The sequence below is a fragment of the Pseudogemmobacter sonorensis genome, from assembly GCF_042762395.1.
Classification (GTDB): Bacteria; Pseudomonadota; Alphaproteobacteria; order Rhodobacterales; family Rhodobacteraceae; genus Pseudogemmobacter; species Pseudogemmobacter sonorensis.
Genome location: NZ_JBEFZE010000014.1, coordinates 29,638 through 50,469, shown reverse-complemented (window position 1 = coordinate 50,469; position 20,832 = coordinate 29,638). Strand labels below are relative to the sequence as shown.

The window sequence follows — 20,832 nt, the reverse complement described above, 5'->3', positions numbered from 1 at the left end:
GAGGTCAGCAAGGAAGCGGGGACCGCGCCGGGCAGGAGCCGGAACGGGGCCAACACAGCAAAAATCGGGAGAAGCCATGGCGGACGCAGCCATCCACGGGCATGACCACCACGATCAGCGCGGTTTCTTCACGCGCTGGTTCATGTCCACCAACCACAAGGACATCGGGATCCTCTACCTGTTCACGGCGGGGATCGTGGGCCTGATCTCGGTCATCTTCACCGTCTACATGCGGATGGAGCTGATGGAGCCCGGCGTCCAGTATATGTGCATGGAGGGGATGCGCCTGACCGCCGCCGAGATCGGCGAATGCACCCCCAACGGCCATCTGTGGAACGTGACCGTCACCGCGCATGGCATCCTGATGATGTTCTTCGTGGTGATTCCGGCGCTGTTCGGCGGTTTCGGCAACTACTTCATGCCCCTGCAGATCGGCGCGCCGGACATGGCCTTCCCGCGCATGAACAACCTCAGCTACTGGATGTATGTCGCGGGGACCGCGCTGGCGGTGGCCTCGGTGTTCTCGCCCGGCGGCGACAGCCAGCTCGGCTCGGGCGTGGGCTGGGTGCTCTATCCCCCGCTTTCCAAGATCGAGGGCGGCTATTCGATGGATCTGGCGATCTTCGCCGTCCACCTGTCGGGCGTCTCGTCGATCCTGGGCGCGATCAACATCATCACCACCTTCCTGAACATGCGCGCGCCCGGCATGACCATGCACAAGGTGCCGCTGTTCGCCTGGTCCGTCTTCGTCACCGCCTGGCTGATCCTCTTGGCGCTGCCGGTGCTGGCGGGCGCCATCACCATGCTGCTGACCGACCGCAATTTCGGCACCACCTTCTTCGATCCCGCCGGTGGCGGCGACCCGATCCTCTACCAGCACATCCTTTGGTTCTTCGGCCACCCCGAGGTCTATATCATCGTCCTGCCCGCCTTCGGCATCATCAGCCAGGTGGTGGCGACCTTCTCGAAAAAGCCAGTCTTCGGCTATCTGCCGATGGTCTATGCCATGGTCGGGATCGGGGTGCTGGGCTTCGTCGTCTGGGCCCACCACATGTATACCGTGGGGATGAGCCTGACCCAGCAGAGCTATTTCATGATGGCCACCATGGTCATCGCGGTGCCGACGGGGATCAAGGTCTTCTCCTGGATCGCGACGATGTGGGGCGGCTCGGTCGAGTTCAAGGCGCCGATGCTTTTCGCCTTCGGCTTTCTCTTCCTCTTCACCGTCGGCGGCGTGACCGGCGTCGTGCTCAGCCAGGCGCCGGTCGACCGGGTCTATCACGACACCTATTATGTCGTGGCGCATTTCCACTATGTGATGTCGCTGGGCGCGGTCTTCGGCATCTTCGCCGGGATCTACTTCTGGATCGGCAAGATGTCGGGGCGGCAATATCCCGAATTCGCGGCCAAGATCCATTTCTGGCTGATGTTCATCGGTGCGAACCTGACCTTCTTCCCGCAGCATTTCCTGGGCCGCCAGGGCATGCCGCGCCGCTACATCGACTATCCGGCGCAGTTCGAATACTGGAACTGGGTCTCCTCGATCGGCGCCTTCATCTCGTTCGCCTCGTTCCTGTTCTTCATCGGCATCGTCTTCTACACGCTGCTGGCCGGGCGCCGGATGACCGAGGCGAATTACTGGAACGAATATGCCGATACGCTGGAATGGACCCTGCCCTCGCCGCCGCCCGAACATACGTTCGAGCAACTGCCCAAGCAGTCCGACTGGGACAAGGGCCACAGCCACTGAGAACCAGGGGCCCCGGGAAACACCCCGGGGCCCTTTTCCTTCGATGAACCCGCGCCATGCCCTATCACTGGCACCCCGAAGAAAACGGCGAAAGGCTTGATCTCTGGCCCCATCGCGCGCTGACGCGGCGGGGCTTCGTGTGGTTCATCGGGCTGACCGCCGGGCTGATCGCGCTGCCCCTGCTGGCGGTGCTCGGCTCGCCGGTGCTGTGGGGGCTGCTGCCGTTTCCGCTGCTCGCCCTTTGCGCGATCTGGCTCGCGCTGCGCCGCAACGGGCGCGACCGAGAGATCATGGAGCGGCTGACCCTCTCGCCCGAGCGGATCGAGCTGGTCCGGCGCGATCCCGGCGGGCGGCGGCGCGCCTGGCAGGCCAATCCCTACTGGATCCGCGTCACCCTGCATCCGACCGGCGGGCCGGTGCCCGACTACCTCACCCTCTCGGGCGGCCCGCGCGAGGTCGAGATCGGCGCCTTCCTGTCGGAGGAGGAACGCGGGCAACTGGCCGGAGAGCTTTGCGCAAGGCTGCGCGCCCTGCGGGGCGCGCGAGACTGAAAGCCCGACCGAAGGTCTTCTGGCAGTCTTCCACCGAAGACTCGCCGCGCCCCGGCCAAGGCGGCGCGGCCTTTCCGGGACAACATTGCGCGATACGGATCAACCCATTGATATTCAAAGGAGATTCAAAACCCACCAAGTCTTGACCCCGCGCGCGCCTGTCTTTAGGTTCGCGCCAATTTGCCCGATCGCACAAGATCCCCGTGACAGCCCGGAGAATCCCCATGCCTGCGCCGCAGAATGCCACCGCCTGCCTTGCCCTTGCCGATGGAACGCTTTTCTTCGGTCGCGGCTTCGGCGCGGTGGGCGAGACGGTGGCCGAGCTGGTCTTCAACACCGCCATGACCGGCTATCAGGAGATCATGACCGATCCCTCTTATGCCGGACAGGTCGTGACCTTCACCTTCCCCCATATCGGCAACACCGGCACCACCCCCGAGGATGACGAGACCGCCACCCCCTCGGCGGCCGGCATGGTGGTGAAATGGGACGCGACCCAGCCCTCGAACTGGCGCGCGGTGGCGGATCTGGAAAGCTGGCTGGTCAAGGTCGGGCGGATCGGCATCGGCGGCATCGACACCCGGCGGCTGACCCGGGCGATCCGCCAGCAAGGCGCGCCGCATGTGGCGCTGGCCCACGATCCTTCGGGGAATTTCGACATCGAGGCGCTGGTGGCGAAGGCGCGCGGCTGGAAGGGGCTCGTCGGGCTCGACCTCGCCAAGGAGGTGACCTGCGCGCAAGGCTATTCCTGGGATCAGAAACGCTGGGCCTGGCCGCAGGGCTACCAGCCCCGCACCGAACCCGGCCCCAAGGTGGTGGCGGTGGATTACGGCGCGAAAAGGAACATCCTGCGCTGCCTGGCGTCCAGCGGCTGCGAGGTGGTGGTGCTGCCCGCCTCGGCCAGCGCCGAGGATGTGCTGGCCCATGCCCCGGACGGCGTGTTCCTCTCGAACGGCCCCGGCGATCCGGCGGCGACCGGCGCCTATGCCGTGCCGATGATCAAGGGTGTGCTGGAGCGTGACATCCCGGTCTTCGGCATCTGCCTCGGCCATCAGATGCTTGCGCTGGCGCTTGGCGCCAAGACCCGCAAGATGAACCACGGCCATCACGGCGCCAACCACCCGGTCAAGGACCTGACCACCGGCAAGGTCGAGATCACCTCGATGAACCACGGCTTCACCGTGGATGCCGATACCTTGCCCGAGGGCGTGGTCGAGACCCATGTCTCGCTGTTCGACGGCACCAATTGCGGCATCGCGGTCAAGGATCGTCCGGTGTTCTCGGTGCAATATCACCCCGAGGCGAGCCCCGGCCCGCAAGACAGCTATTACCTGTTCGAGCGTTTCGCCGAGGCGATGCGGGCCCGCAAGGCGGCCTGACCGCCGGGCCCGGGGACGCTCTCCGCGCCTCGCCCGCCCGGGGCGAAAGGCTCTGGCCCTGCCCGGATTAACCGCCCGTTAACCTTGCACCGCCAGCCTCGGAACAGGCGCATCAGCTTGGGGGCGGCGATTCGGGTGGCATGGGCCGAAGCGACGACACGGCCCGGTCTCGGCCGGAACCTTGGGCCGGGCGGCCAAGCCCTCCGGCAAGAGGGTTTCGGGCATGGTGGTTTCGGGCGGCCCGCCGATCCTCTTCCGGGAACAGGATTCGACGCCGGGGCACAGGATGCGGCCGCGGGCCCGGCGGCGCGGGCCTTCCATCTCGGGCTGATCCGCCAGGGGCTGATCCGCCTCGACCGCGTCATCCCCTTTCCCCGCGCGTTTTCCCCCGGATGGCGCGATTCCTCGCGGCCCCGCCCGCGCTCCGCGGCCGCCATGGCGGCGGCATTGCCCGATCATTTCGCCCGAGACTCGCTGCCCGAGCGGGTCTATCTCGACGCCGCCGCCCGGCATTTCCGCCTGAACCGCATCGCCGGGGCACGGGCCGAGGCCGATCCCCGCCTGATCGACCGGCTCGGCGCGGCAACCTGCCTGCACCACGGCCTCGTGCCGCTGCGCCAGGCCGGGGCCGTGACCCTCGTCGCCCTCGCCCGGCCCGAGCGGATCGCCGAAAGCCGCCCGCTGCTTGAAGCCGCCCTCGGCCCGGTCGCGCTCTTGCTCGCGACCGAGGCGCAGGTCGAGGCCGCGATCCATGCCCGGCGCGGCGCGGGACTGGCGCGCGACGCCGAAGAACGGGTGCCCGCCCGCGAAAGCTGCCGCCACTGGGGCGGGCCGCTCACACGGATCTGGTGGCTCTTCGCCATGGTGGCGGCGCTGGCCGTCCTCAGCGCCGATCCGCGCGGGATGACGCAATTGCTGCTGGCCCTCGCGATCCTTGCGCTTCTGGGGAACACCGGGCTGAAGATCGCCGCCGCGCTTGCCGCGCTGCACCGGCCGGAACGCCCGGGGCACGGCGCGCGCCCTCCCCCGCCGCTCTGCGTCACCGATCGGCCCGCCGTCACGACGCCACCCGCGCTTCCGGTGGTCTCGATCATCGTGGCTTTGCACCGCGAAAGCGATATCGCCGCGCGGCTGGTGCGCAGGCTGTCGCGGCTCGACTATCCGCGCGACCTGCTCGACGTCTGCCTCGCGGTCGAGGCGGATGACGACATCACACGCGGCGCGCTCGCCGGAGTGGAACTGCCCGCCTGGATGCGCGTGGTCCTGGTGCCCAGGGGCCGGATCCAGACCAAGCCGCGCGCGCTGAACCATGCGCTCAGCCATTGCCGCGGCACGATCATCGGCGTCTATGACGCCGAGGACGCGCCCGAGCCCGCCCAGATCCGCAAGGTCGTGGCCCGGTTCCAGGCCTGCGGACCGCGCACGGCCTGCCTTCAGGGGATGCTCGATTATTACAATCCGCGCACCAACTGGCTCTCGCGCTGCTTCACCCTGGAATATGCCACCTGGTTCCGCCTGATCCTGCCCGGGGTGGCGCGACTTGGCCTGGCCGTCCCGCTTGGCGGCACCACCCTGTTCTTTCGCCGCAGCGCGCTGAAGCACCTGGGCGGATGGGACGCCCATAACGTCACCGAGGATGCCGACCTGGGGCTGCGGCTCTGCCGCCACGGCTACCGGAGCGAGATCATCGAGACCGTCACCCGCGAAGAGGCAAACTGCCGCGCCCTGCCATGGGTCAGGCAAAGGTCGCGCTGGATCAAGGGCTATATGATGACCTGGCTGGTCCATATGCGCGATCCCGTGCTGCTGTGGCGGCAGTTGGGGCCGCTGCGCTTCTGGGGGGTGCAGGTCCAGTTCCTCGGATCGGTGCTGCAAAGCCTGCTCGCGCCGCTCTTGTGGTCGTTCTGGATCCTGCCACTGGGCCTGCCGCATCCGCTGGCCGAGGCGATGACGCCGGGCATGTTCGGGGCCATGATGGCGGTCTTCCTGCTGACGGCGGCCGTCGATTTCGCGCTGTGCCTGATCGCGCTGCGGCGCAGCGGGCACCGGCTGTCGCCGCTGTGGATCCCGACGCTGCACGGCTACTTCCCGCTTGCGACGCTGGCGGCCTTCAAGGCCCTGCATGAACTCGCCACCCGGCCTTTCTACTGGGACAAGACCAGCCATGGCCATTTCGACACGCTGCGCCCTGCCCGACCGACCGATGCCGCGCCCGACCCTGCGGGATCGCGTCCTCGCGCCATGGCGCGGGTCGTCGACGGCCTGCGCCAGGCCGCGCAAGAAGGGCTCGCACGGCTCTCAGGGCATGCCCGGGCGCATCTGACAGGCCGCAGGAAAAGCGTCATGCGCTTGCGCGGCGGTGGAAACTCCCCCGCCGCGATCCTGCCGGGGCTCAGCCCGCTTCGGGTCAATGCGGGACGGGCTTCGCGGATCGCGGCGTCGGGCCGAAATACCCTTTTCGGCAGCCTGCCGAATCCACCCTGAGGTGAATGCACGGCGAGACGCGCAATGCCGCGCGGAAAGCCCGCGCCTCAGCGCAGGCGCAATTCGCCCGCATCCACCCGCAGCCGGGTCTCGAAGGCCTGGCTGATATGCGCCTTCAGCGCCGCGCAAGCCGCATCGCCATCGCCCGAGGCAATGGCCGCGACGATGGCCTCATGCTCGTCCAATGCCACCTCGTCCCGCCCCTCGGCCGCGAAGGAGGTATGCGCCATCAGCGCCATCGAACGATGCACGAGGTCAAGCTGCTGCACCAGGAAGCGGTTGTGGCTGGCCAGATGGATCTGCTTGTGGAAACGCTTGTTCGCCCGGCTCAGCGCATTGGGATCGCCGCCCAGAAGGCGGTGATCCTCGCGCACCATGTTTTGCAGCACCCGCACCTCTTCATCGGTGGCGTGCCGCGCCGCCAGCCGCGCCGCCAGCCCCTCAAGCTCGGAGCGCACCGCGTAAAGCTCGGCCAGTTGGTTGTGATCGAGAGAGGCCACGATCAGGCTGCGCCCGTCGCGCGTCAGCATCGACTGGGTCTCAAGCCGCTGAAGCGCCTCGCGCACCGGGGTCCGCGACACGCCCAGCCGTTCGGCAAGCTCGCTTTCGACCAGCCGGTCGCCGGGCTTGTAAACCCCCGCCTCGATCGCTTCGAGGATCAGCGTGTAGGCGTCCTTGTGCACCATGGCTCCCGTCATTGCCGCCGCGTGGCAGAACGCGGGCCGGGCGCAACCCTAGTCGCGGCCCCCGCCCCGATCAACCCTTCCCATCGCGCAGCGCCCGGCCTAAGCTGCCCGCCATGCCGCGCTCGTCCTTCCAGCATGTCTCCACCTGGGTCTTCGACCTCGACAATACCCTGTATCCGCCCGCCGCGCGGCTGTTCGACCAGATTCAGACCCGCATGACCGATTGGGTGATGGCGCGACTGAATGTCACGCGCGACCATGCCGACGGGCTGCGCGATCATTACTGGAAGCTTTACGGCACCACCCTTGCCGGGCTGATGCATGAGCATCAGGTCGAGCCCGAGGCCTATCTCGCCGATGTCCATGACATCGACTTTTCCGCCCTGACCCCGGACCCCGCGCTGGCCGATGCGATCCGCGCCCTGCCGGGGCGGCGCATCGTCTTCACCAACGCCGATACGTTCTACGCCGGAAAGGTGCTGGAAAAGCGGGGGCTTGGCGGGATTTTCGATGCTGTCTACGGCGTGGGCGACACCGGCTACCGGCCCAAGCCCGAACGCGCCGCCTTCGAGGCGGTCTTCGCGCTGGACGGGCTGGATCCGCGCCGCGCCGCCATGTTCGAGGACGATCCACGCAACCTCGCCGTGCCGCATCAGATGGGGATGCGCACCGTCCATGTCGCGCCCGAACCTGCGACGGGCGCGCATATCCACCATTACACCGACGATCTGACGGGTTTCCTGGCCCGGCTGGGCTGATCCCCAGGGGGAGCCAGGGGTGGGACATTTCGCCCGCTTGAGAATGGCGCGGGCCGGGGCGATATCTCAAAGGCATATCCAGTAGTCAGGAAATCAGACCGATGGCACAAGCCGATCTTGCCAACCCGCCCTCGCGCCTCGACCGCATCCTGTTCTCGCTGCCCCTGATCGGGCGGATCGCGCGGGAAATCGCGGCGGATGTGGATAACTTCTTCTGGCTCCTGCCGGTCGTGGTGCTGGGGCTGGTGCTGGCGGTGATGACCTGGGGCCTTGCCGCGCTGACCATCGCCGCGCTTTGCCTGGTGCCGTTGATGTTTGTGTTTTTCGTCGCGATCTCCTGGCCGTCCTGATATCTGGGCCGTCCTGATATCTGGGCCGTCCTGATCATTGGAGCCTTCCCGGCCCCCTGCGGGACGATCTGTCCCACTGGAGCTTTGCGCCCCGCTCGCCTAGGCTCCACGGCGGAACCATGAAGGGCGGATCCGATGCGCAAGACCACTGACATCCTGGTTTCCGGCGGCGGAGTCGCCGGGCTGACGGCGGCGGCGGCCTTCGGCGCGGCCGGATTCTCGGTGATCTGCGTCGATCCCGCCCCCCCCGTCACCGCCGAGGCCGAAGCGGGCGCCGACCTGCGCAGCACCGCCTTCCTGCAACCCTCGATCCCGGTGCTGGAGGCGGCGGGCCTCTGGGCGCGCCTGCGCCCCCATGCCGCCGAATTGCAGATCATGCGCATCGCCGATGCCGGGGGCGATCCGGGCGTCGCCCGCATCGTCAAGGATTTCGACGCCGCCGACATCTCGGACCAGCCCTTCGGCTGGAACCTGCCCAACTGGCTCTTGCGGCGCGAGATGGTGGCGCAGCTGGCTGAACTTCCGAATGTCAGCTTCCGCCCCGGCAAGGCCACAAGCGCGCTGCTGACGCGCGAAAGCGAGGCGCTGGTCACCCTGTCGGACGGCGAACGGATCGCGGCGCGGCTGCTCGTCGCCGCCGACGGGCGTGATTCGCCGATGCGCGAGGCGCTCGGGATCGCGGTGCGGCGCATCCACTACGGCCAGAAGGCGCTGGCCTTCGCGGTCACCCATGAAAAGCCGCATGGCAATGTCTCGACCGAGGTCCACCGCTCGGGCGGACCCTTCACCATGGTGCCGCTGCCCGACCGGGACGGGCGCCCGGCCTCGGCCGTGGTCTGGATGGAGCGCGGGCCCGAGGCCGCCCGGCTGGCCGCCCTGCCCGTCCCCGAATTCGAGGCCGAGATGAACCTGCGCGCCTGTGGCATCCTGGGCAGGATGCGACTGGCCTCGCGCCGCCCGGTCTGGCCGATCATCTCGCAGGTGGCCGAACGGCTCTCGGGCGAGCGCAGCGCGCTTCTGGCCGAGGCCGCCCATGTCGTGCCGCCGATCGGGGCGCAGGGGCTGAACATGTCGCTCGCCGATCTGCGGGCGCTTTTGGATCTGGCCCGTGCCGAGCCCGACCGGCTGGGCGATGCCGCCATGCTGGAGGCCTATCACCGCGCCCGCCATGGCGACATCGCCTTGCGGGTCAAGGGGATCGACCTGCTGAACCGCGCCTCGATGATGGGCGCGCCCGCGCTGCGCAACCTGCGGGCGGGGGTTCTGGACACGCTCTACTCGCTCACCCCGCTGCGGCGGGGGATGATGCGGGCGGGGCTGGGCGTGCGCTAGGGCGGCTAGAGCACCGCCTCGACCCCGCGCGCGATCCGGGCCAGCGTCGCCTCGACATCGCGCAGCTTGTCGAGCCCGAAAAGCCCGATGCGGAAGGATCGGAACCCCGCGCCCTCGCCCACCTGCAAGGGCACGCCCGCCGCGATCTGGATGCCCAGCTCGCGGAATTTCGTACCGTTCTGCACCTGCGGATCCTCGGTATAGGCCACCACCACCCCCGGCGCGCCGAAGCCCTCGGCCGCGACCGAGGCGACGCCGCGCGCCGCCAGCATCCCGCGCACCGCACGGCCAAGCGCCCATTGCGCCGCTTTGGCCGCCTCGAACCCCATTTCGCGGGTCTCGACCATGGCGTCGCGCAGGCCCAGGATCGCATCGGTGGGCAGGGTGGCGTGATAGGCGTGGCCGCCGCCCTCATAGGCCGACATGATCGCGCGCCATTTCTTCAGGTCCAGCGCGAAACTGTCGCTTGTCGTGGCCTCAAGCCGCGCCTCGCCGCGCGGGCCCAGGACCACGATTCCCGTCGAGGGCGAGGCCGACCAGCCCTTTTGCGGCGCCGAGATCAGCACATCCACCCCGAGCGCCGGCATATCGACCCAAATGCAGCCGCTGGCGATGCAATCCAGCACGAAAAGCGCCCCCACCTCGCGCGCCGCCGCGCCGATCCGCGCGACGTAATCGTCGGGCAGGATCAGGCCGCTGGCGGTTTCGACATGCGGGGCGAAGATCGCATCGGGGCGGGTCTCATGGATCTTCGCCACCACCTCCTCGATCGGGGGCGGCGCGAAGGGCGCGAGGGGCGCGTTCCCCGCCGCCCGCGCCATCACCACCTCGGTCTGGGCGGAGAAACCGCCGGTCTCCAGGATCTGGCTCCAGCGAAAGCTGAAAAAGCCGTTGCGCAGCACCAGGTTGCGGCCGCGCCCGAACTGCCGCGCCACCGATTCCATCGCGCAGGTGCCGCCGCCGGGAACAAGCGCCGTGGCGGTGCCGCCATAGACCTCTTTCAGCAGCGCCGAGATGTCGCGCATCACGCCCTGGAACCGCGCCGACATGTGGTTGAGGCTGCGGTCGGTGAAGACCACCGAGAATTCCTCCAGCCCCTCGGGGTCGATATGGTCATGCGGCAGTTTCATCGCGGCTCCTCCGGTTGTGCCGGGCCAGTCTAGCCGCCGCCCGCGGGCATCGCCAGCGCCCCGGATTCCGCAGCAGCATCCTGTTCCCGAAGAAAATCCCCGGAAGGCTGCGGGAACGGCGCCACCCCGCGCATTAGCCCAGGGGACCGGGACGTCGCTCTTCGGTCAGCACCACATTGGCCTCGACATGGCCCACGCCCGGCAGGGTCATCACGCGCCGCCGCAGCACGCGCTCGAAATCCGCCAGATCCCGCGCCACCACCCGCAGGCGGTAGTCGAAGACGCCCAGCACATGCTGGACCACCTGCACCTCGGGGATGGCGGTCGCGGCGCGTTCGAAATCCTCAAGGCCGACGCGCCCCTTGGTGGCAAGGCGGATGCCCAGGAACACCGTCACCCCGAAGCCGAGCGCGGCGCGGTCGACATCCACCCGCAGCCCGGCCAGGACGCCGCTTTCCTCAAGCCGCCGGACCCTGCGCCAGGTCGCGGGCTGCGACAGGCCCAGCCTGCGCCCCAACTCCCCCGCCCCCAGCCCGCCATCGAGCGAAAGCGCGCGCAGGATGGCGCGGTCGGTGTCGTCCAGATCGACCGGATCCTTCACAGGGCCAATCCCCCGCTGTCCTTGATGGTCGAGATCAGCATCAGCGCCTCGACTTCGGCGATATGCGGCAGGGTCAGGATGCGGCTGCGGTAAAGCGCGGTCCAATGCGCCATGTCGCGGGCGATCACGTTCAGCCGCACATCGACCGAGCCGAGGAAGGTCTCGATCGCCAGCACCTCGGGCACCTCACGTGCGGCCAGGGTGAAGTCGTCGAAGGCGCGCGGGTCGGTCTTGTCGAGGGTGAAGCGCAGCGAGACCTCGACCTCATAGCCCAGGCGGCGCCAGTCGATCGCCGCCGTCTCGGCGCGGATGATGCCGGCTTCGCGCAAACGCTCGATCCGGCGCCAGAGCGTGGCGGTGGTGACGCCCGCGCGCTGCGCGAGCTCGGCCCGCGCCAGCCCCGGCTCGGCCAGCCAATGGCGCAGGATCCTGCGGTCTGCATCGTTTATCTGCATGAAAAATCCATTATCATGCAATATAAGGCATTAAAATCCATTATTTCTGCCTATATCGTGATGGATTGCACAGAGCGTCGGAAAGATTTTCCTATTCTGCCCATATCGAAAGCAATGGAGGATGCGTGATGCGCGTCTATTATGATCGCGACTGCGATGTGAACCTGATCAAGGACAAGAAGGTCGCCATCCTGGGCTATGGCAGCCAGGGCCATGCCCATGCGCTGAACCTGCGCGATTCGGGGGCGAAGAACCTTGTCGTCGCGCTGCGCGAGGGCTCGGCTTCGGCGAAAAAGGCCGAATCCGAAGGGCTCAAGGTCATGGGCATCGCCGAGGCGGCCGCCTGGGCCGATCTGATCATGTTCACCATGCCCGACGAGCTTCAGGCGGAAACCTATCGCAAATACGTCCATGACAACCTGCGCGAAGGCGCCGCCATCGCCTTCGCCCATGGCCTGAACGTCCATTTCGGCCTGATCGAGCCGAAGGCGGGCGTCGATGTCATCATGATGGCGCCGAAGGGCCCCGGCCACACCGTGCGCGGCGAATATGTCAAGGGCGGCGGCGTGCCCTGCCTGGTGGCGGTCCATAACGACGCGACCGGCAAGGCGCTGGAAATCGGGCTTTCCTATTGCTCGGCCATCGGCGGCGGGCGCTCGGGCATCATCGAGACCAATTTCCGCGAGGAATGCGAGACCGACCTCTTCGGCGAGCAGGCCGTGCTTTGCGGCGGCCTCGTGGAACTGATCCGCATGGGCTTCGAGACCCTGGTCGAGGCGGGCTATGCCCCCGAGATGGCCTATTTCGAATGCCTGCACGAGGTGAAGCTGATCGTGGACCTGATCTACGAAGGCGGCATCGCCAACATGAACTATTCGATCTCGAACACCGCCGAATACGGCGAATATGTCTCGGGCCCGCGCATCCTGCCTTACGATGAGACCAAGGCCCGGATGAAGGCGGTGCTGCGCGACATCCAGACCGGCAAGTTCGTGCGCGACTTCATGCAGGAAAACACCGTCGGCCAGCCGTTCTTCAAGGGCACCCGCCGCCTGAACGACGAGCATCAGATCGAACAGGTCGGTGCAAAGCTGCGCGAGATGATGCCCTGGATCGGCAAGGGCAAGTTGGTGGACAGGGCCAGAAACTGAGGTCCGTCACAGTCAAAGAGGGCGCCCTCTGGCGCCCTTTTTCAATCTCGTTGGCATGGCAGCGGCCCCGCAGAACCGTCGGTTTGACGGCAGGACAGATTTCTACATCTTGTAGCGGCCGGCATAATCCTGACCGTCCGCACAAACCCCGCTCAAGTCGCCGACAGAATATTTCTCGCCAAGTTCAGAAAGTATTCTGTCAAAACCGGAGGCGTCCACCAAGCCAAAGGTGATCGCCACATGGTCATCGTAAGTGATGAAGACATTGTTCTCCACATCAACCGGCATCAGCATGCCTATGCCCGTGATGTCGTTGAAGGCCTCATCAGCTGATGCTGATCGCCTCAGTTCCAGCCAGCACTGTCCTGCAGGGGCGGCAAAGGGGCTGCCAGCAGTCTTTTCCTGAGGCTCCATCCCGGCAAGGATAATCCGCTCGCAGAAGATGCCACGGCCAAAGCCAGCGTAGTCGCAATACCAGTCATCATATTGCAGGATTTCTTCAAGACCGACCCGGACCACGGTATCCGGGGTTGTCGCCATCATAAGATCGAACCATTCCTGCTCCGGTTTGCCGGTAATTTCCCCGAGAACCCGGGCCGAGCGCCTCGTGGCGAACTCATCACAATAGCTATTGCCAGCCATATACGCACAATGAAACAGAAGTTCGGTTCCGACGTCGGGCACATATGAATCGGGCAGATACTCCAGCTTCTGACGCGCGGCCAAGGCAATCACCGTGGCCGCACTTGCTGCCGGTCCGTTGATCTGGACAGAAAGGTCGCGATCAAAGATCAGGCGCGCAATCTCGATCCCGGCATGCAGATTTCCACCCGGGCTGTTTCCGACAATGATCTTCTCCACGTCAGGATGGCGGTCCAGCATCTCGGCAAACAGTATTTCGTCACCGAACTCCACCCCCCCCCTCAATATGGATGTGCGCCGGATATTCGACATTGGCACCTGTCGTCCGATAATCCTGTTCAGGATAGTATTCCATTTCGAGAGCGCGGCCCGCACCACAAGAAACGGCGAACACCACGACAGTGGCTGAGAGCAAAGACCTCGGCACGGTCATCCAGAGAACCCTTTTCTGCGTTGTGATCATTAAAACACGTTGATCATAGCATTTCGCCGGAGAGGAGGGCAAGATACGGAAATCAAATCGCCGCTTCGACCGCGCCGACGATCTCGTCCACCACCTCGGTCAGAAGGGTGGGATCCTCGCATTCGGCCATGACGCGGATCAGGGGTTCGGTGCCGGATCTGCGGATCAGGATCCGGCCCTTGCCGGTGATGCGCGCCTCATTGGCGGCGATGGTCGCGCGGACGGATTCCGCCTCCAGCGGGGCGGCGCCCGCGGTGAAACGTATGTTTTTGAGAAGTTGCGGCACGGTTTCGAACTGGCGGATCAGGCGGCTGGCGGGGGCGGCGGTGCGCACCATCTCGGCCAGGACCTGAAGCCCGGCCAGAAGGCCGTCGCCGGTGGTGGCGTAATCGGTCATCACGATATGGCCCGATTGCTCGCCGCCCAGGTTCCAGCCGCCGCGCCGCATCGCCTCGACCACATAGCGGTCGCCAACGGCGGTGCGCTCCAGCCGCAGGCCCCGGCCCTGAAGAAACCGCTCCAGCCCGAGGTTCGACATCACCGTCGCGACCAGCGTGTCGCCCCTCAGCCGCCCGTCCCCGGCCCAGCGGGCGGCCAGCAGCGCCATGATCTGATCGCCGTCCGCCACCGTGCCGTTCTCGTCCAGGATCATCACCCGGTCGGCATCGCCATCGAGCGAGATCCCCACATGCGCACCATGGGCCACCACCGCCTCGGCCGCCGTGGCGGTATGGGTCGAGCCGCAGAAGGCATTGATGTTCTTGCCGTTCGGCGCGGTGCCCACCGGGATCACCTCGGCGCCCAACTCCCACAGCACCTCGGGCGCGGCGCGATAGGCGGCGCCATTGGCGCAATCCACCACCACCTTCAGCCCGTCGAGCCGCAGCCCGGCGGGGAACGAGGTCTTGACATATTCCTGATAGCGCCCGCGCCCGTCCTCGATCCGCTTCACCCGGCCGATGTTCTCGGGCTGCGAGAGGGTGATCTCGCCCGCGAGGATCGCCTCGATCTCGGCCTCGGCCTCATCTGAGAGCTTGAAGCCGTCGGGGCCGAAGAACTTGATGCCATTGTCCTCATGCGGATTGTGGCTGGCCGAGATCATCACCCCCAGATCGGCCCGCATCGAGCGGGTGAGGAATCCCACCGCAGGCGTCGGCACCGGGCCGAGGAGCAGCACGCTCATCCCCGTCGAACTCAGCCCCGCCGTCAGCGCGTTTTCCAGCATGTAGCCCGACAGCCGCGTGTCCTTGCCGATCACCACCCGATGCGCCCCCCCGCCCGAGGGGCGGAAATAGCGCCCCGCCGCCGCGCCAAGGCGCAGGGCCAGCTCGGCGGTCATCGGATGGCTGTTGGCGCGGCCGCGCACGCCATCGGTGCCGAAAAGTTTACGCGTCATGTTCTGCTCCGTTTCCGTCTTTTTCGTTGTCGCCCGCCAAAGCCTGCCAAAGGCGCAGCGCCTGCCGGGTTTCATATGTGTCGTGGACGCGCAGGATCTGCGCCCCCGCCGCCGCCCCGGCCAGCGCCACCGCGACCGAGCCCGCCATGCGCTCGGGCGCCCGATCCGCACCGCCGATCTCGCCGATGAACCGCTTGCGGCTGGCGCCCAGCAGGACCGGGCAGCCCAAATCGTGGAAGGCCGCCAGATCGCGGATCAGCGCGAGATTATGCGCGGCGGTCTTGGCGAAGCCGATGCCCGGATCAGTGATGATGCGATCCTGCGCGATCCCGGCGGCCAGCGCGGCCTCGATACGCTCGGCCAGATGTTCATGCACCTCGGCCACCACATCGCGGTAGCTGGCATGGTCGTTCATCGTCCGGGGATCGGCCAGCGAATGCATCAGGACGACCGGCGCGCCCGCCTCGGCCACCACCCGCGCCATGTCGGGATCGAACCGCAGCGCGGTCACGTCGTTGACGATATCGGCCCCCGCCTCCAGCGCCGCCGCCGCGACCCGCGCCTTGCGGGTGTCGATCGAGATCGGATTGGCGATCCCCGCCGCCCGCAGCGCCCGGATCACCGGCGCGGTGCGGGCGATCTCTTCGCCCTCGGGCACGTCGTCGGCGCCCGGCCGGGTGCTTTCGCCGCCGATGTCGAGGATATCGGCCTCTTGCGCCATGACCCGCGCCCGGGCCAGCGCGGCCTCGGGCCCCTGATGGCGCCCGCCGTCCGAGAAGCTGTCCGGGGTGACGTTGAGGATCCCCATGATCCTGGGCCGGTCGAGGGCGAGGCCGCACAGATCCGCCCGCCGGGCCGAAAGCCGCTGGCAAAGGCCGGGGTCCATTTCGCCTGCCCGAAGATACTCCGCCCGGCACCCGTCCCGGATCGCCGTCCCCGCCTCCCACCAGACATGGCGGCTGCCCGCCAGTGGCCAAGCGCCATCGGAACGGCGGTGGGTCATCGGGACGGGCTGAAAGCGTGTGGTCATGGATCATTCGGGCCGGGAAAGCGTGCCCAAGGGTTTCGCGCCCCGCAGGCGGTTTGGCAAGCGCCGCGCTCAGCCCCGCTCCACGCCCACGCGGCTTCCCGCCGGGACCGAAACATCGCCGTGAACCACCAGCGCCGCCGCCGCCACCTCTTCGGCCAGCCAAAGCGCCAGCGCGACCGGGGTGCGGTCCTGCGGGCCGTCCACGGCGTCGAGGACCAGCTTCGACGGCGCCCAGACCACCGAACCGCCGCGCTTCATCGCCCAGTCGATCTCGGAGCGCGAGGCCACCACCACGCAGCGCGGATCGCGCGCGGCCAGGACCCAGGCGTTCTGCTCGATGGCCAGCAGGTCGATGCGGCGCTGCGTGGGGCGGTGGCCGGTCTGCGGCGCGGGCGTCTCGGGCAGGCCGACGCAGAAGATCATCGGCAGGCCGCGCGCGGCAAGCGCGTCGATCCGCGCCGCCAGCCCCTCGGAAGCCAGGCTATCGTTGTCGAAATAGACCACCAGCGGATGCACCGCCGCGCCCTCATGGCGCAAAGGCACCTCGGCGCGCGAGCGCGCGATCTCGACCCCAAGCGCATAGGGGCCGACGTCGAGCTTCTCGATCCGCACGAAGGCGCGCATGGCCTGCGGCTCGGCCAGGATCCGCTCGGCCACCTTCTCGGCCAGCGTCTCCAGCAGGTTCACCCGCGACTGCGCCAGTTCGGCGGCGATCTCCTCGGTGATCCGGTCATAGGAGAGGATGCGGTCCACATCATCCTCCAGCGGCGCGCGCGGCGGGCGCACCTCGACCACCACGTTGAAGCGCAGGCGCTGCTTCTGGCCGCGTTCCTTCTGATAGGCGCCGATATCGGCCTCGACCACATGGTCGCGCAGCGAGATGCGGTCGCGCGGATCCGCCGAGGCCGAGGCCTCGGCCCGCTCGACCGGATGGGCGAAAGCCAGGCTGATGTCGCTTTTCGTGGTCATGGCGCTGATCTGGCCCCTTCCCGGTGCTGGCATCCGCCCGCGCGCAATCCCGCCCGGGCCGATCGCACGACCCTGCCACGGCCGCGCGCCCTGCCCATGCCCCAAGACGGCCATCGGCGCAAGCATTGCGACATGCGGAAGACGGGCTCAGCCCTTGCCGCGCCCGGGAAGGCTGTAGAACAGATGCGCCCCGATGGCGGCGGTGCGATCGAGCCGCTTCGACCAGCCCGGCGCCACGGCGCGGGTGTGGAAGAAGGTCGCCCCCTCGGTCAGCGGGCGCGGCGCACCGCCCAGCATCAGCGCGGCGATCCGCCCGGCGATGGCGCGCGGGCCCTTCTCGGACATCGCCTTGGCGCCCTTGCAATGGTAGGAAAACTGGCAGGTTCCGCCGGTCTTCTGCTTCACCACGCCGCAGACGGTCGAGGGGAAGACCGGATCGTCGCGTCGGTTCAGGATGACCTCGGCCACCGCGAACTGGCCGCGCAGGCTTTCGCCGCGGGCCTCGTGATAGATCGCCTCGGTCAGGCATTGCCACTCCGGGTCGCCGCCCTGCGGTGCGGGCTGGGCCAGCAGCCAGGCCAGGTCATAGCGCAGGCTCGGCGCGGTCTTTTCGGGCGCGGCCTTGCCTGCGGCTTTTGCCGCCGGGGCGGCCTTTTCCGCCGCCCTGGGCCCGGTCGCGATGGCGCCCAGATCGGCGCTCGAAAGCGTGGCGAGGCGCGATTTCTCGCTGCCCAGAAGGGCGCCCATCTCGCCCGCGATGGCGGATTGGGGGGTATTCTTGTCGCTGCGCGTGACATCGGCATGCGCCGCCTGGGTCAGTGCCATGACCGCGATCATCGCGGCCCCCAGCGTCTTCCCTGAGCGTTTCATGTGGTCATCCAAAGCTGTTTCCCGCCCTGCAAGCCCCCCGGAAGGGCGCCCCGCATGACCGGGCGGCGCTTAGGCCAGGCAGGGCGCCGGGGTCCACCCGTGTTGCAAAACTGCCATGAAAATAGGCGGGATTTCGGCAGATTTCCGCCGAAACCGCTCATGTTTCCATCAAAGAAACAATGTCAAGCCAATGGAATATAATCGGAATTCCGACTTTCACCCGAAGAGCGGATCGCAAGATGCGCAGCCGCCAGCCGTGCCATCGGCACCCGGTAAGGGCTGCAAGACACATAGTCGAACCCGGCCCGACGACAGAAATCAATCGATTCGGGGCTGCCGCCATGTTCGCCGCAGATCGAAAGCGTCAGATCCGGGCGGGTCTCGCGCCCGCGCGTGGCGCCGGTCAGCAGCAGCTCCCCCACCCCGTCGACATCAAGGATGTGGAACGGGTCCTCGGGATAGACGCCCTGCTGGACATAGGTGTTCATGAACTTCCCGGCATCGTCGCGCGACAGGCCATAGGTCATCTGCGTCAGGTCGTTGGTGCCAAAGGACAGAAAGGCGGCATGCTGCGCGATCTCGCCCGCCCGCAGCGCGGCGCGCGGGGTCTCGACCATGACGCCCAGCCGATAGTCGAACTGCGCCTGCGCCCGGGTGCGCACCATCGCCGCCACCGCGTCGATGCGGGTTTTCACCAACTCCACCTCGCGCCGGGCCGAGACCAGCGGGATCATCACCTCGGGCACGATGGGGGCGCCGCGGCGGGCGGATTCGATGGTGGCCTCGAAGATCGCCTGGGCCTGCATGTCGTAGATCTCGGGCAGGACGACGCCGAGGCGCACGCCGCGCATGCCCAGCATCGGGTTCACCTCGCGCAGCGCCTCCGCCCGGCGGGTCACCTCGGACAGCGGGCGGTCCAGCGCCTCGGCCAGTTCGCGCAGCCCCTCGCGCGTCGAGGGCAGGAATTCGTGCAGCGGCGGGTCGAACAGCCGGATACAGACCGGACGCCCGGTCATGATGCCGAAGAGCTGCGCGAAATCCTCGCGCTGCATCGGCAAGAGCCGCGCCAGCGCCGCCGCCCGGTCGGCGGGGGTGTCGGCGAAGATCATCTCGCGCATGACGATCAACCGGTCCTCGTCGAAGAACATGTGCTCGGTGCGGCACAGGCCGATGCCCTCGGCATCGAAACGCCGCGCGGTCTCGGCATCCGAGGGGGTGTCGGCATTGGCGCGCACGCCGATGTCGCGGAAAGCATCCGCCCAGCCCAGCAGGCGGCGGAAACTGTCGTCCAGCGCGGGCGGCAGCATTGCCGCCGCGCCCGCCAGCGCCTCGCCGCGCGAGCCGTCGATGGTAATCACGTCGCCCTCGCGCAGGATGCGGCCGTCCTGCGCGGTCATGCGACGCTCGCGCATGTCGATCCGCAGGTCCGAGGCGCCGACGACGCAGGGCACGCCCAGGCCGCGCGCGATCACCGCCGCATGGCTGGTCATGCCGCCGCGCTCGGTCAGCACGGCCACGGCGGAATGCATGCCGCGAATATCCTCGGGCGCGGTCTCGCGCCGCACGAGCACGCAATCCTCGCCGCGCGCGGCCGAGGCCTGGGCGGCCTCGGGGTCGAAGACCAGCCGCCCCGTCGCCGCCCCGGGCGAAGCCGCCATGCCGCGCGCCACCACGTCGCGCGGCTCGCGCGGGTCGACCTGGTGGTGCAAAAGCTCGGACAGCGCGCGCGGCTCCACCCGCAGGACCGCCTCGCGCCGGTCGATCACCCCGTCGTCGGCCAGGGCAACCGCGATCTTCAGCCCGGCCCGGGCCGAGCGCTGGACCCGCACCGCATCCAGCACCGACAGGCGGCCGTCCTCGACGGTGAATTCGATCTGCATCTCCTCGCGCAGGCGCTCGCGGCAGACCGCGCCATGGCGGGCGAGATCGGCGAAGACCTGCGGCGCCAGCTCTTCCAGCGAGGGGCCGCGCGGATCGCGGGTGAGGTAGATGGATTCCCGCGCCGCAAGCGCATCGCGGCCCTGGCTCTGGCCAAGATAGCGCCCGGTGACCCGGCGCGCGCCGGTGACGGAATCGACGAACTGGATCACGCCCGAGCCCGAGACCCCCTGCCCCAGCCCCTGGGCCATGTCCTGCACCACCAGCCCGAGCGCGGCATCCTGCGGCGCCCCCTTGGCCGCGCGCAGCAGCCGGGCCGAGGTGCCCTCCCAGGCCCGGGCCATGCTTTTCAGCACGTCGGAAAGCTGCCGGGCCGGGTCCTGGGGGAACCGCTCGTCGGTTTCCGCCTCGTAGAGTTTAAGGACCTCGGCCAGGGCGCCCTTTCCCGGCTTGATGTCTTCGAACATATCCGGGTCAAGGCGGGCGACGTGGATCGCATATTTCTGTATGAATCGAACACAGAGCGCATCCGCCGCCTCGCGCCCATGGGTCTCGGCCAGAAGCAGGTGGCGCTTGGCGTTCATCCCGACATTCAGGATCGTCGCGGGCCCGCCCCATTCCGGCTCGGCCGGAGAGGCCCGGACCGAGACCAGCGGCTCCGGCCCGAAAGCCGCCAGGATCCCCGCCGCATCCACGGCATGGCCCTGGGCGATGGCGCGCACGCTATGGGCGGGCAGGGCCACCGATTTCGGCACCGGCAGGTCGAGCCGCACCAGTCGCTGAAGGCATTTCGCCTTCCAGCCATGCTCGGCCGCCGTGACGCGCGCGCCCGGGGTGATTTCGGCATGGTCTGGGATCGGCTCGTATTTCTGCACTGCAGCATCCTCCGTTCCGGCGCAGGATACGCCAGTCCGGCATTTACGCAAGTGTCACGCTCGGGCAGTCTCGAAAGCGCCG

The 20,832-nt window shown here is 67.8% G+C and carries 18 protein-coding genes; 8 read left to right on the top strand and 10 right to left on the bottom strand.

Annotated features, from left to right (window positions below; translation table 11 throughout):
• Positions 1–76: 76 nt before the first annotated feature.
• The 4 genes from ctaD to ABNX41_RS11855 all read left to right on the top strand — a co-directional run bounded on the left by ctaD (position 77) and on the right by ABNX41_RS11855 (position 6,164).
• Complete coding sequence (ctaD, locus tag ABNX41_RS11870) at positions 77–1,750, top strand: cytochrome c oxidase subunit I (RefSeq protein ID WP_438669943.1); 1,674 nt, start codon at positions 77–79, stop codon at positions 1,748–1,750.
• Positions 1,751–1,806: 56 nt separating this feature from the next.
• Entirely contained in the window at positions 1,807–2,301 is a 495-nt protein-coding gene (locus ABNX41_RS11865) for a DUF2244 domain-containing protein (protein WP_438669942.1), read from the top strand.
• Between the two features lie 224 nt (positions 2,302–2,525).
• Positions 2,526–3,680, top strand: a complete 1,155-nt coding sequence (gene carA, locus ABNX41_RS11860; RefSeq protein ID WP_438669941.1) for a glutamine-hydrolyzing carbamoyl-phosphate synthase small subunit — start codon at positions 2,526–2,528, stop codon at positions 3,678–3,680.
• Between the two features lie 447 nt (positions 3,681–4,127).
• Positions 4,128–6,164, top strand: a complete 2,037-nt coding sequence (locus ABNX41_RS11855) for a glycosyltransferase (RefSeq protein ID WP_438669940.1) — start codon at positions 4,128–4,130, stop codon at positions 6,162–6,164.
• A gap of 47 nt (positions 6,165–6,211) precedes the next feature.
• On the opposite strand, the gene ABNX41_RS11850 is transcribed toward ABNX41_RS11855, so the two are convergent.
• On the bottom strand, positions 6,212–6,847 hold the full coding sequence (locus tag ABNX41_RS11850) for a GntR family transcriptional regulator (RefSeq protein ID WP_438669977.1): 636 nt from the start codon (positions 6,845–6,847) through the stop codon (positions 6,212–6,214).
• A 116-nt stretch (positions 6,848–6,963) separates the two neighbouring features.
• On the opposite strand from ABNX41_RS11850, the gene ABNX41_RS11845 reads away from it, so the two are divergent.
• The 3 genes from ABNX41_RS11845 (at position 6,964) to ABNX41_RS11835 (ending at position 9,290) form a co-directional block, all read left to right on the top strand.
• Positions 6,964–7,608 (top strand): pyrimidine 5'-nucleotidase, encoded by a 645-nt coding sequence (locus ABNX41_RS11845; RefSeq protein WP_438669939.1) that lies wholly within the window; start codon positions 6,964–6,966, stop codon positions 7,606–7,608.
• Positions 7,609–7,709: 101 nt separating this feature from the next.
• Positions 7,710–7,958 carry a hypothetical protein gene (locus ABNX41_RS11840; RefSeq protein WP_438669938.1) on the top strand — a complete coding sequence of 83 codons (249 nt, stop codon included), beginning with the start codon at positions 7,710–7,712 and terminating at the stop codon, positions 7,956–7,958.
• 135 nt (positions 7,959–8,093) lie between these two features.
• The gene (locus ABNX41_RS11835; RefSeq protein ID WP_438669937.1) at positions 8,094–9,290 is read left to right on the top strand and encodes a UbiH/UbiF family hydroxylase; all 1,197 of its coding nucleotides are present in this window, start codon (positions 8,094–8,096) and stop codon (positions 9,288–9,290) included.
• Between the two features lie 5 nt (positions 9,291–9,295).
• On the opposite strand, the gene ABNX41_RS11830 is transcribed toward ABNX41_RS11835, so the two are convergent.
• The 3 genes from ABNX41_RS11830 to ABNX41_RS11820 form a co-directional block, all read right to left on the bottom strand.
• Positions 9,296–10,420 (bottom strand): aminotransferase class V-fold PLP-dependent enzyme, encoded by a 1,125-nt coding sequence (locus ABNX41_RS11830; RefSeq protein WP_438669936.1) that lies wholly within the window; start codon positions 10,418–10,420, stop codon positions 9,296–9,298.
• Positions 10,421–10,553: 133 nt separating this feature from the next.
• A complete protein-coding gene (locus ABNX41_RS11825; RefSeq protein ID WP_438669935.1) occupies positions 10,554–11,021 on the bottom strand; it encodes an Lrp/AsnC family transcriptional regulator in 468 nt (155 codons plus the stop codon).
• Positions 11,018–11,476 carry an Lrp/AsnC family transcriptional regulator gene (locus tag ABNX41_RS11820; protein ID WP_438669934.1) on the bottom strand — a complete coding sequence of 153 codons (459 nt, stop codon included), beginning with the start codon at positions 11,474–11,476 and terminating at the stop codon, positions 11,018–11,020. The genes ABNX41_RS11825 and ABNX41_RS11820 overlap by 4 nt, the downstream gene beginning before the upstream one ends.
• Positions 11,477–11,604: 128 nt before the next feature.
• Here ABNX41_RS11820 and ilvC point away from each other — a divergent pair, with 128 nt between their 5' ends.
• Complete coding sequence (gene ilvC, locus ABNX41_RS11815) at positions 11,605–12,627, top strand: ketol-acid reductoisomerase (protein ID WP_438669933.1); 1,023 nt, start codon at positions 11,605–11,607, stop codon at positions 12,625–12,627.
• Between the two features lie 102 nt (positions 12,628–12,729).
• On the opposite strand, the gene ABNX41_RS11810 is transcribed toward ilvC, so the two are convergent.
• The 6 genes from ABNX41_RS11810 to ABNX41_RS11785 all read right to left on the bottom strand — a co-directional run bounded on the left by ABNX41_RS11810 (position 12,730) and on the right by ABNX41_RS11785 (position 20,750).
• A complete protein-coding gene (locus tag ABNX41_RS11810) occupies positions 12,730–13,542 on the bottom strand; it encodes a Clp protease/crotonase-like domain-containing protein (RefSeq protein WP_438669932.1) in 813 nt (270 codons plus the stop codon).
• A gap of 242 nt (positions 13,543–13,784) precedes the next feature.
• Positions 13,785–15,128, bottom strand: a complete 1,344-nt coding sequence (glmM, locus tag ABNX41_RS11805) for a phosphoglucosamine mutase (RefSeq protein WP_438669931.1) — start codon at positions 15,126–15,128, stop codon at positions 13,785–13,787.
• Positions 15,118–16,158, bottom strand: coding sequence for a dihydropteroate synthase (folP, locus tag ABNX41_RS11800; RefSeq protein ID WP_438669930.1), 1,041 nt, complete (start codon positions 16,156–16,158; stop codon positions 15,118–15,120). Before folP ends, glmM begins: the two co-directional genes overlap by 11 nt.
• A gap of 69 nt (positions 16,159–16,227) precedes the next feature.
• A complete protein-coding gene (locus ABNX41_RS11795) occupies positions 16,228–17,127 on the bottom strand; it encodes a dihydroneopterin aldolase (RefSeq protein ID WP_438669929.1) in 900 nt (299 codons plus the stop codon).
• Between the two features lie 147 nt (positions 17,128–17,274).
• Complete coding sequence (locus tag ABNX41_RS11790) at positions 17,275–17,997, bottom strand: cell wall hydrolase (protein WP_438669928.1); 723 nt, start codon at positions 17,995–17,997, stop codon at positions 17,275–17,277.
• Between the two features lie 182 nt (positions 17,998–18,179).
• Positions 18,180–20,750 (bottom strand): putative PEP-binding protein, encoded by a 2,571-nt coding sequence (locus ABNX41_RS11785; protein WP_438669927.1) that lies wholly within the window; start codon positions 20,748–20,750, stop codon positions 18,180–18,182.
• Positions 20,751–20,832 lie beyond the last annotated feature (82 nt).

Bases quoted from the DNA above. Each gene is read 5' to 3' on its own strand.
- ABNX41_RS11840 (WP_438669938.1), top strand. From the start codon at position 7,710: ATGGCACAAGCCGATCTTGCCAACCCGCCCTCGCGCCTCGACCGCATC.
- ctaD (WP_438669943.1), top strand. From the start codon at position 77: ATGGCGGACGCAGCCATCCACGGGCATGACCACCACGATCAGCGCGGT.
- ABNX41_RS11845 (WP_438669939.1), top strand. From the start codon at position 6,964: ATGCCGCGCTCGTCCTTCCAGCATGTCTCCACCTGGGTCTTCGACCTC.
- ABNX41_RS11835 (WP_438669937.1), top strand. From the start codon at position 8,094: ATGCGCAAGACCACTGACATCCTGGTTTCCGGCGGCGGAGTCGCCGGG.
- ABNX41_RS11820 (WP_438669934.1), bottom strand. From the start codon at position 11,476: ATGCAGATAAACGATGCAGACCGCAGGATCCTGCGCCATTGGCTGGCC.
- ABNX41_RS11830 (WP_438669936.1), bottom strand. From the start codon at position 10,420: ATGAAACTGCCGCATGACCATATCGACCCCGAGGGGCTGGAGGAATTC.
- folP (WP_438669930.1), bottom strand. From the start codon at position 16,158: ATGACCACACGCTTTCAGCCCGTCCCGATGACCCACCGCCGTTCCGAT.
- ilvC (WP_438669933.1), top strand. From the start codon at position 11,605: ATGCGCGTCTATTATGATCGCGACTGCGATGTGAACCTGATCAAGGAC.
- ABNX41_RS11865 (WP_438669942.1), top strand. From the start codon at position 1,807: ATGCCCTATCACTGGCACCCCGAAGAAAACGGCGAAAGGCTTGATCTC.
- carA (WP_438669941.1), top strand. From the start codon at position 2,526: ATGCCTGCGCCGCAGAATGCCACCGCCTGCCTTGCCCTTGCCGATGGA.
- glmM (WP_438669931.1), bottom strand. From the start codon at position 15,128: ATGACGCGTAAACTTTTCGGCACCGATGGCGTGCGCGGCCGCGCCAAC.
- ABNX41_RS11795 (WP_438669929.1), bottom strand. From the start codon at position 17,127: ATGACCACGAAAAGCGACATCAGCCTGGCTTTCGCCCATCCGGTCGAG.
- ABNX41_RS11790 (WP_438669928.1), bottom strand. From the start codon at position 17,997: ATGAAACGCTCAGGGAAGACGCTGGGGGCCGCGATGATCGCGGTCATG.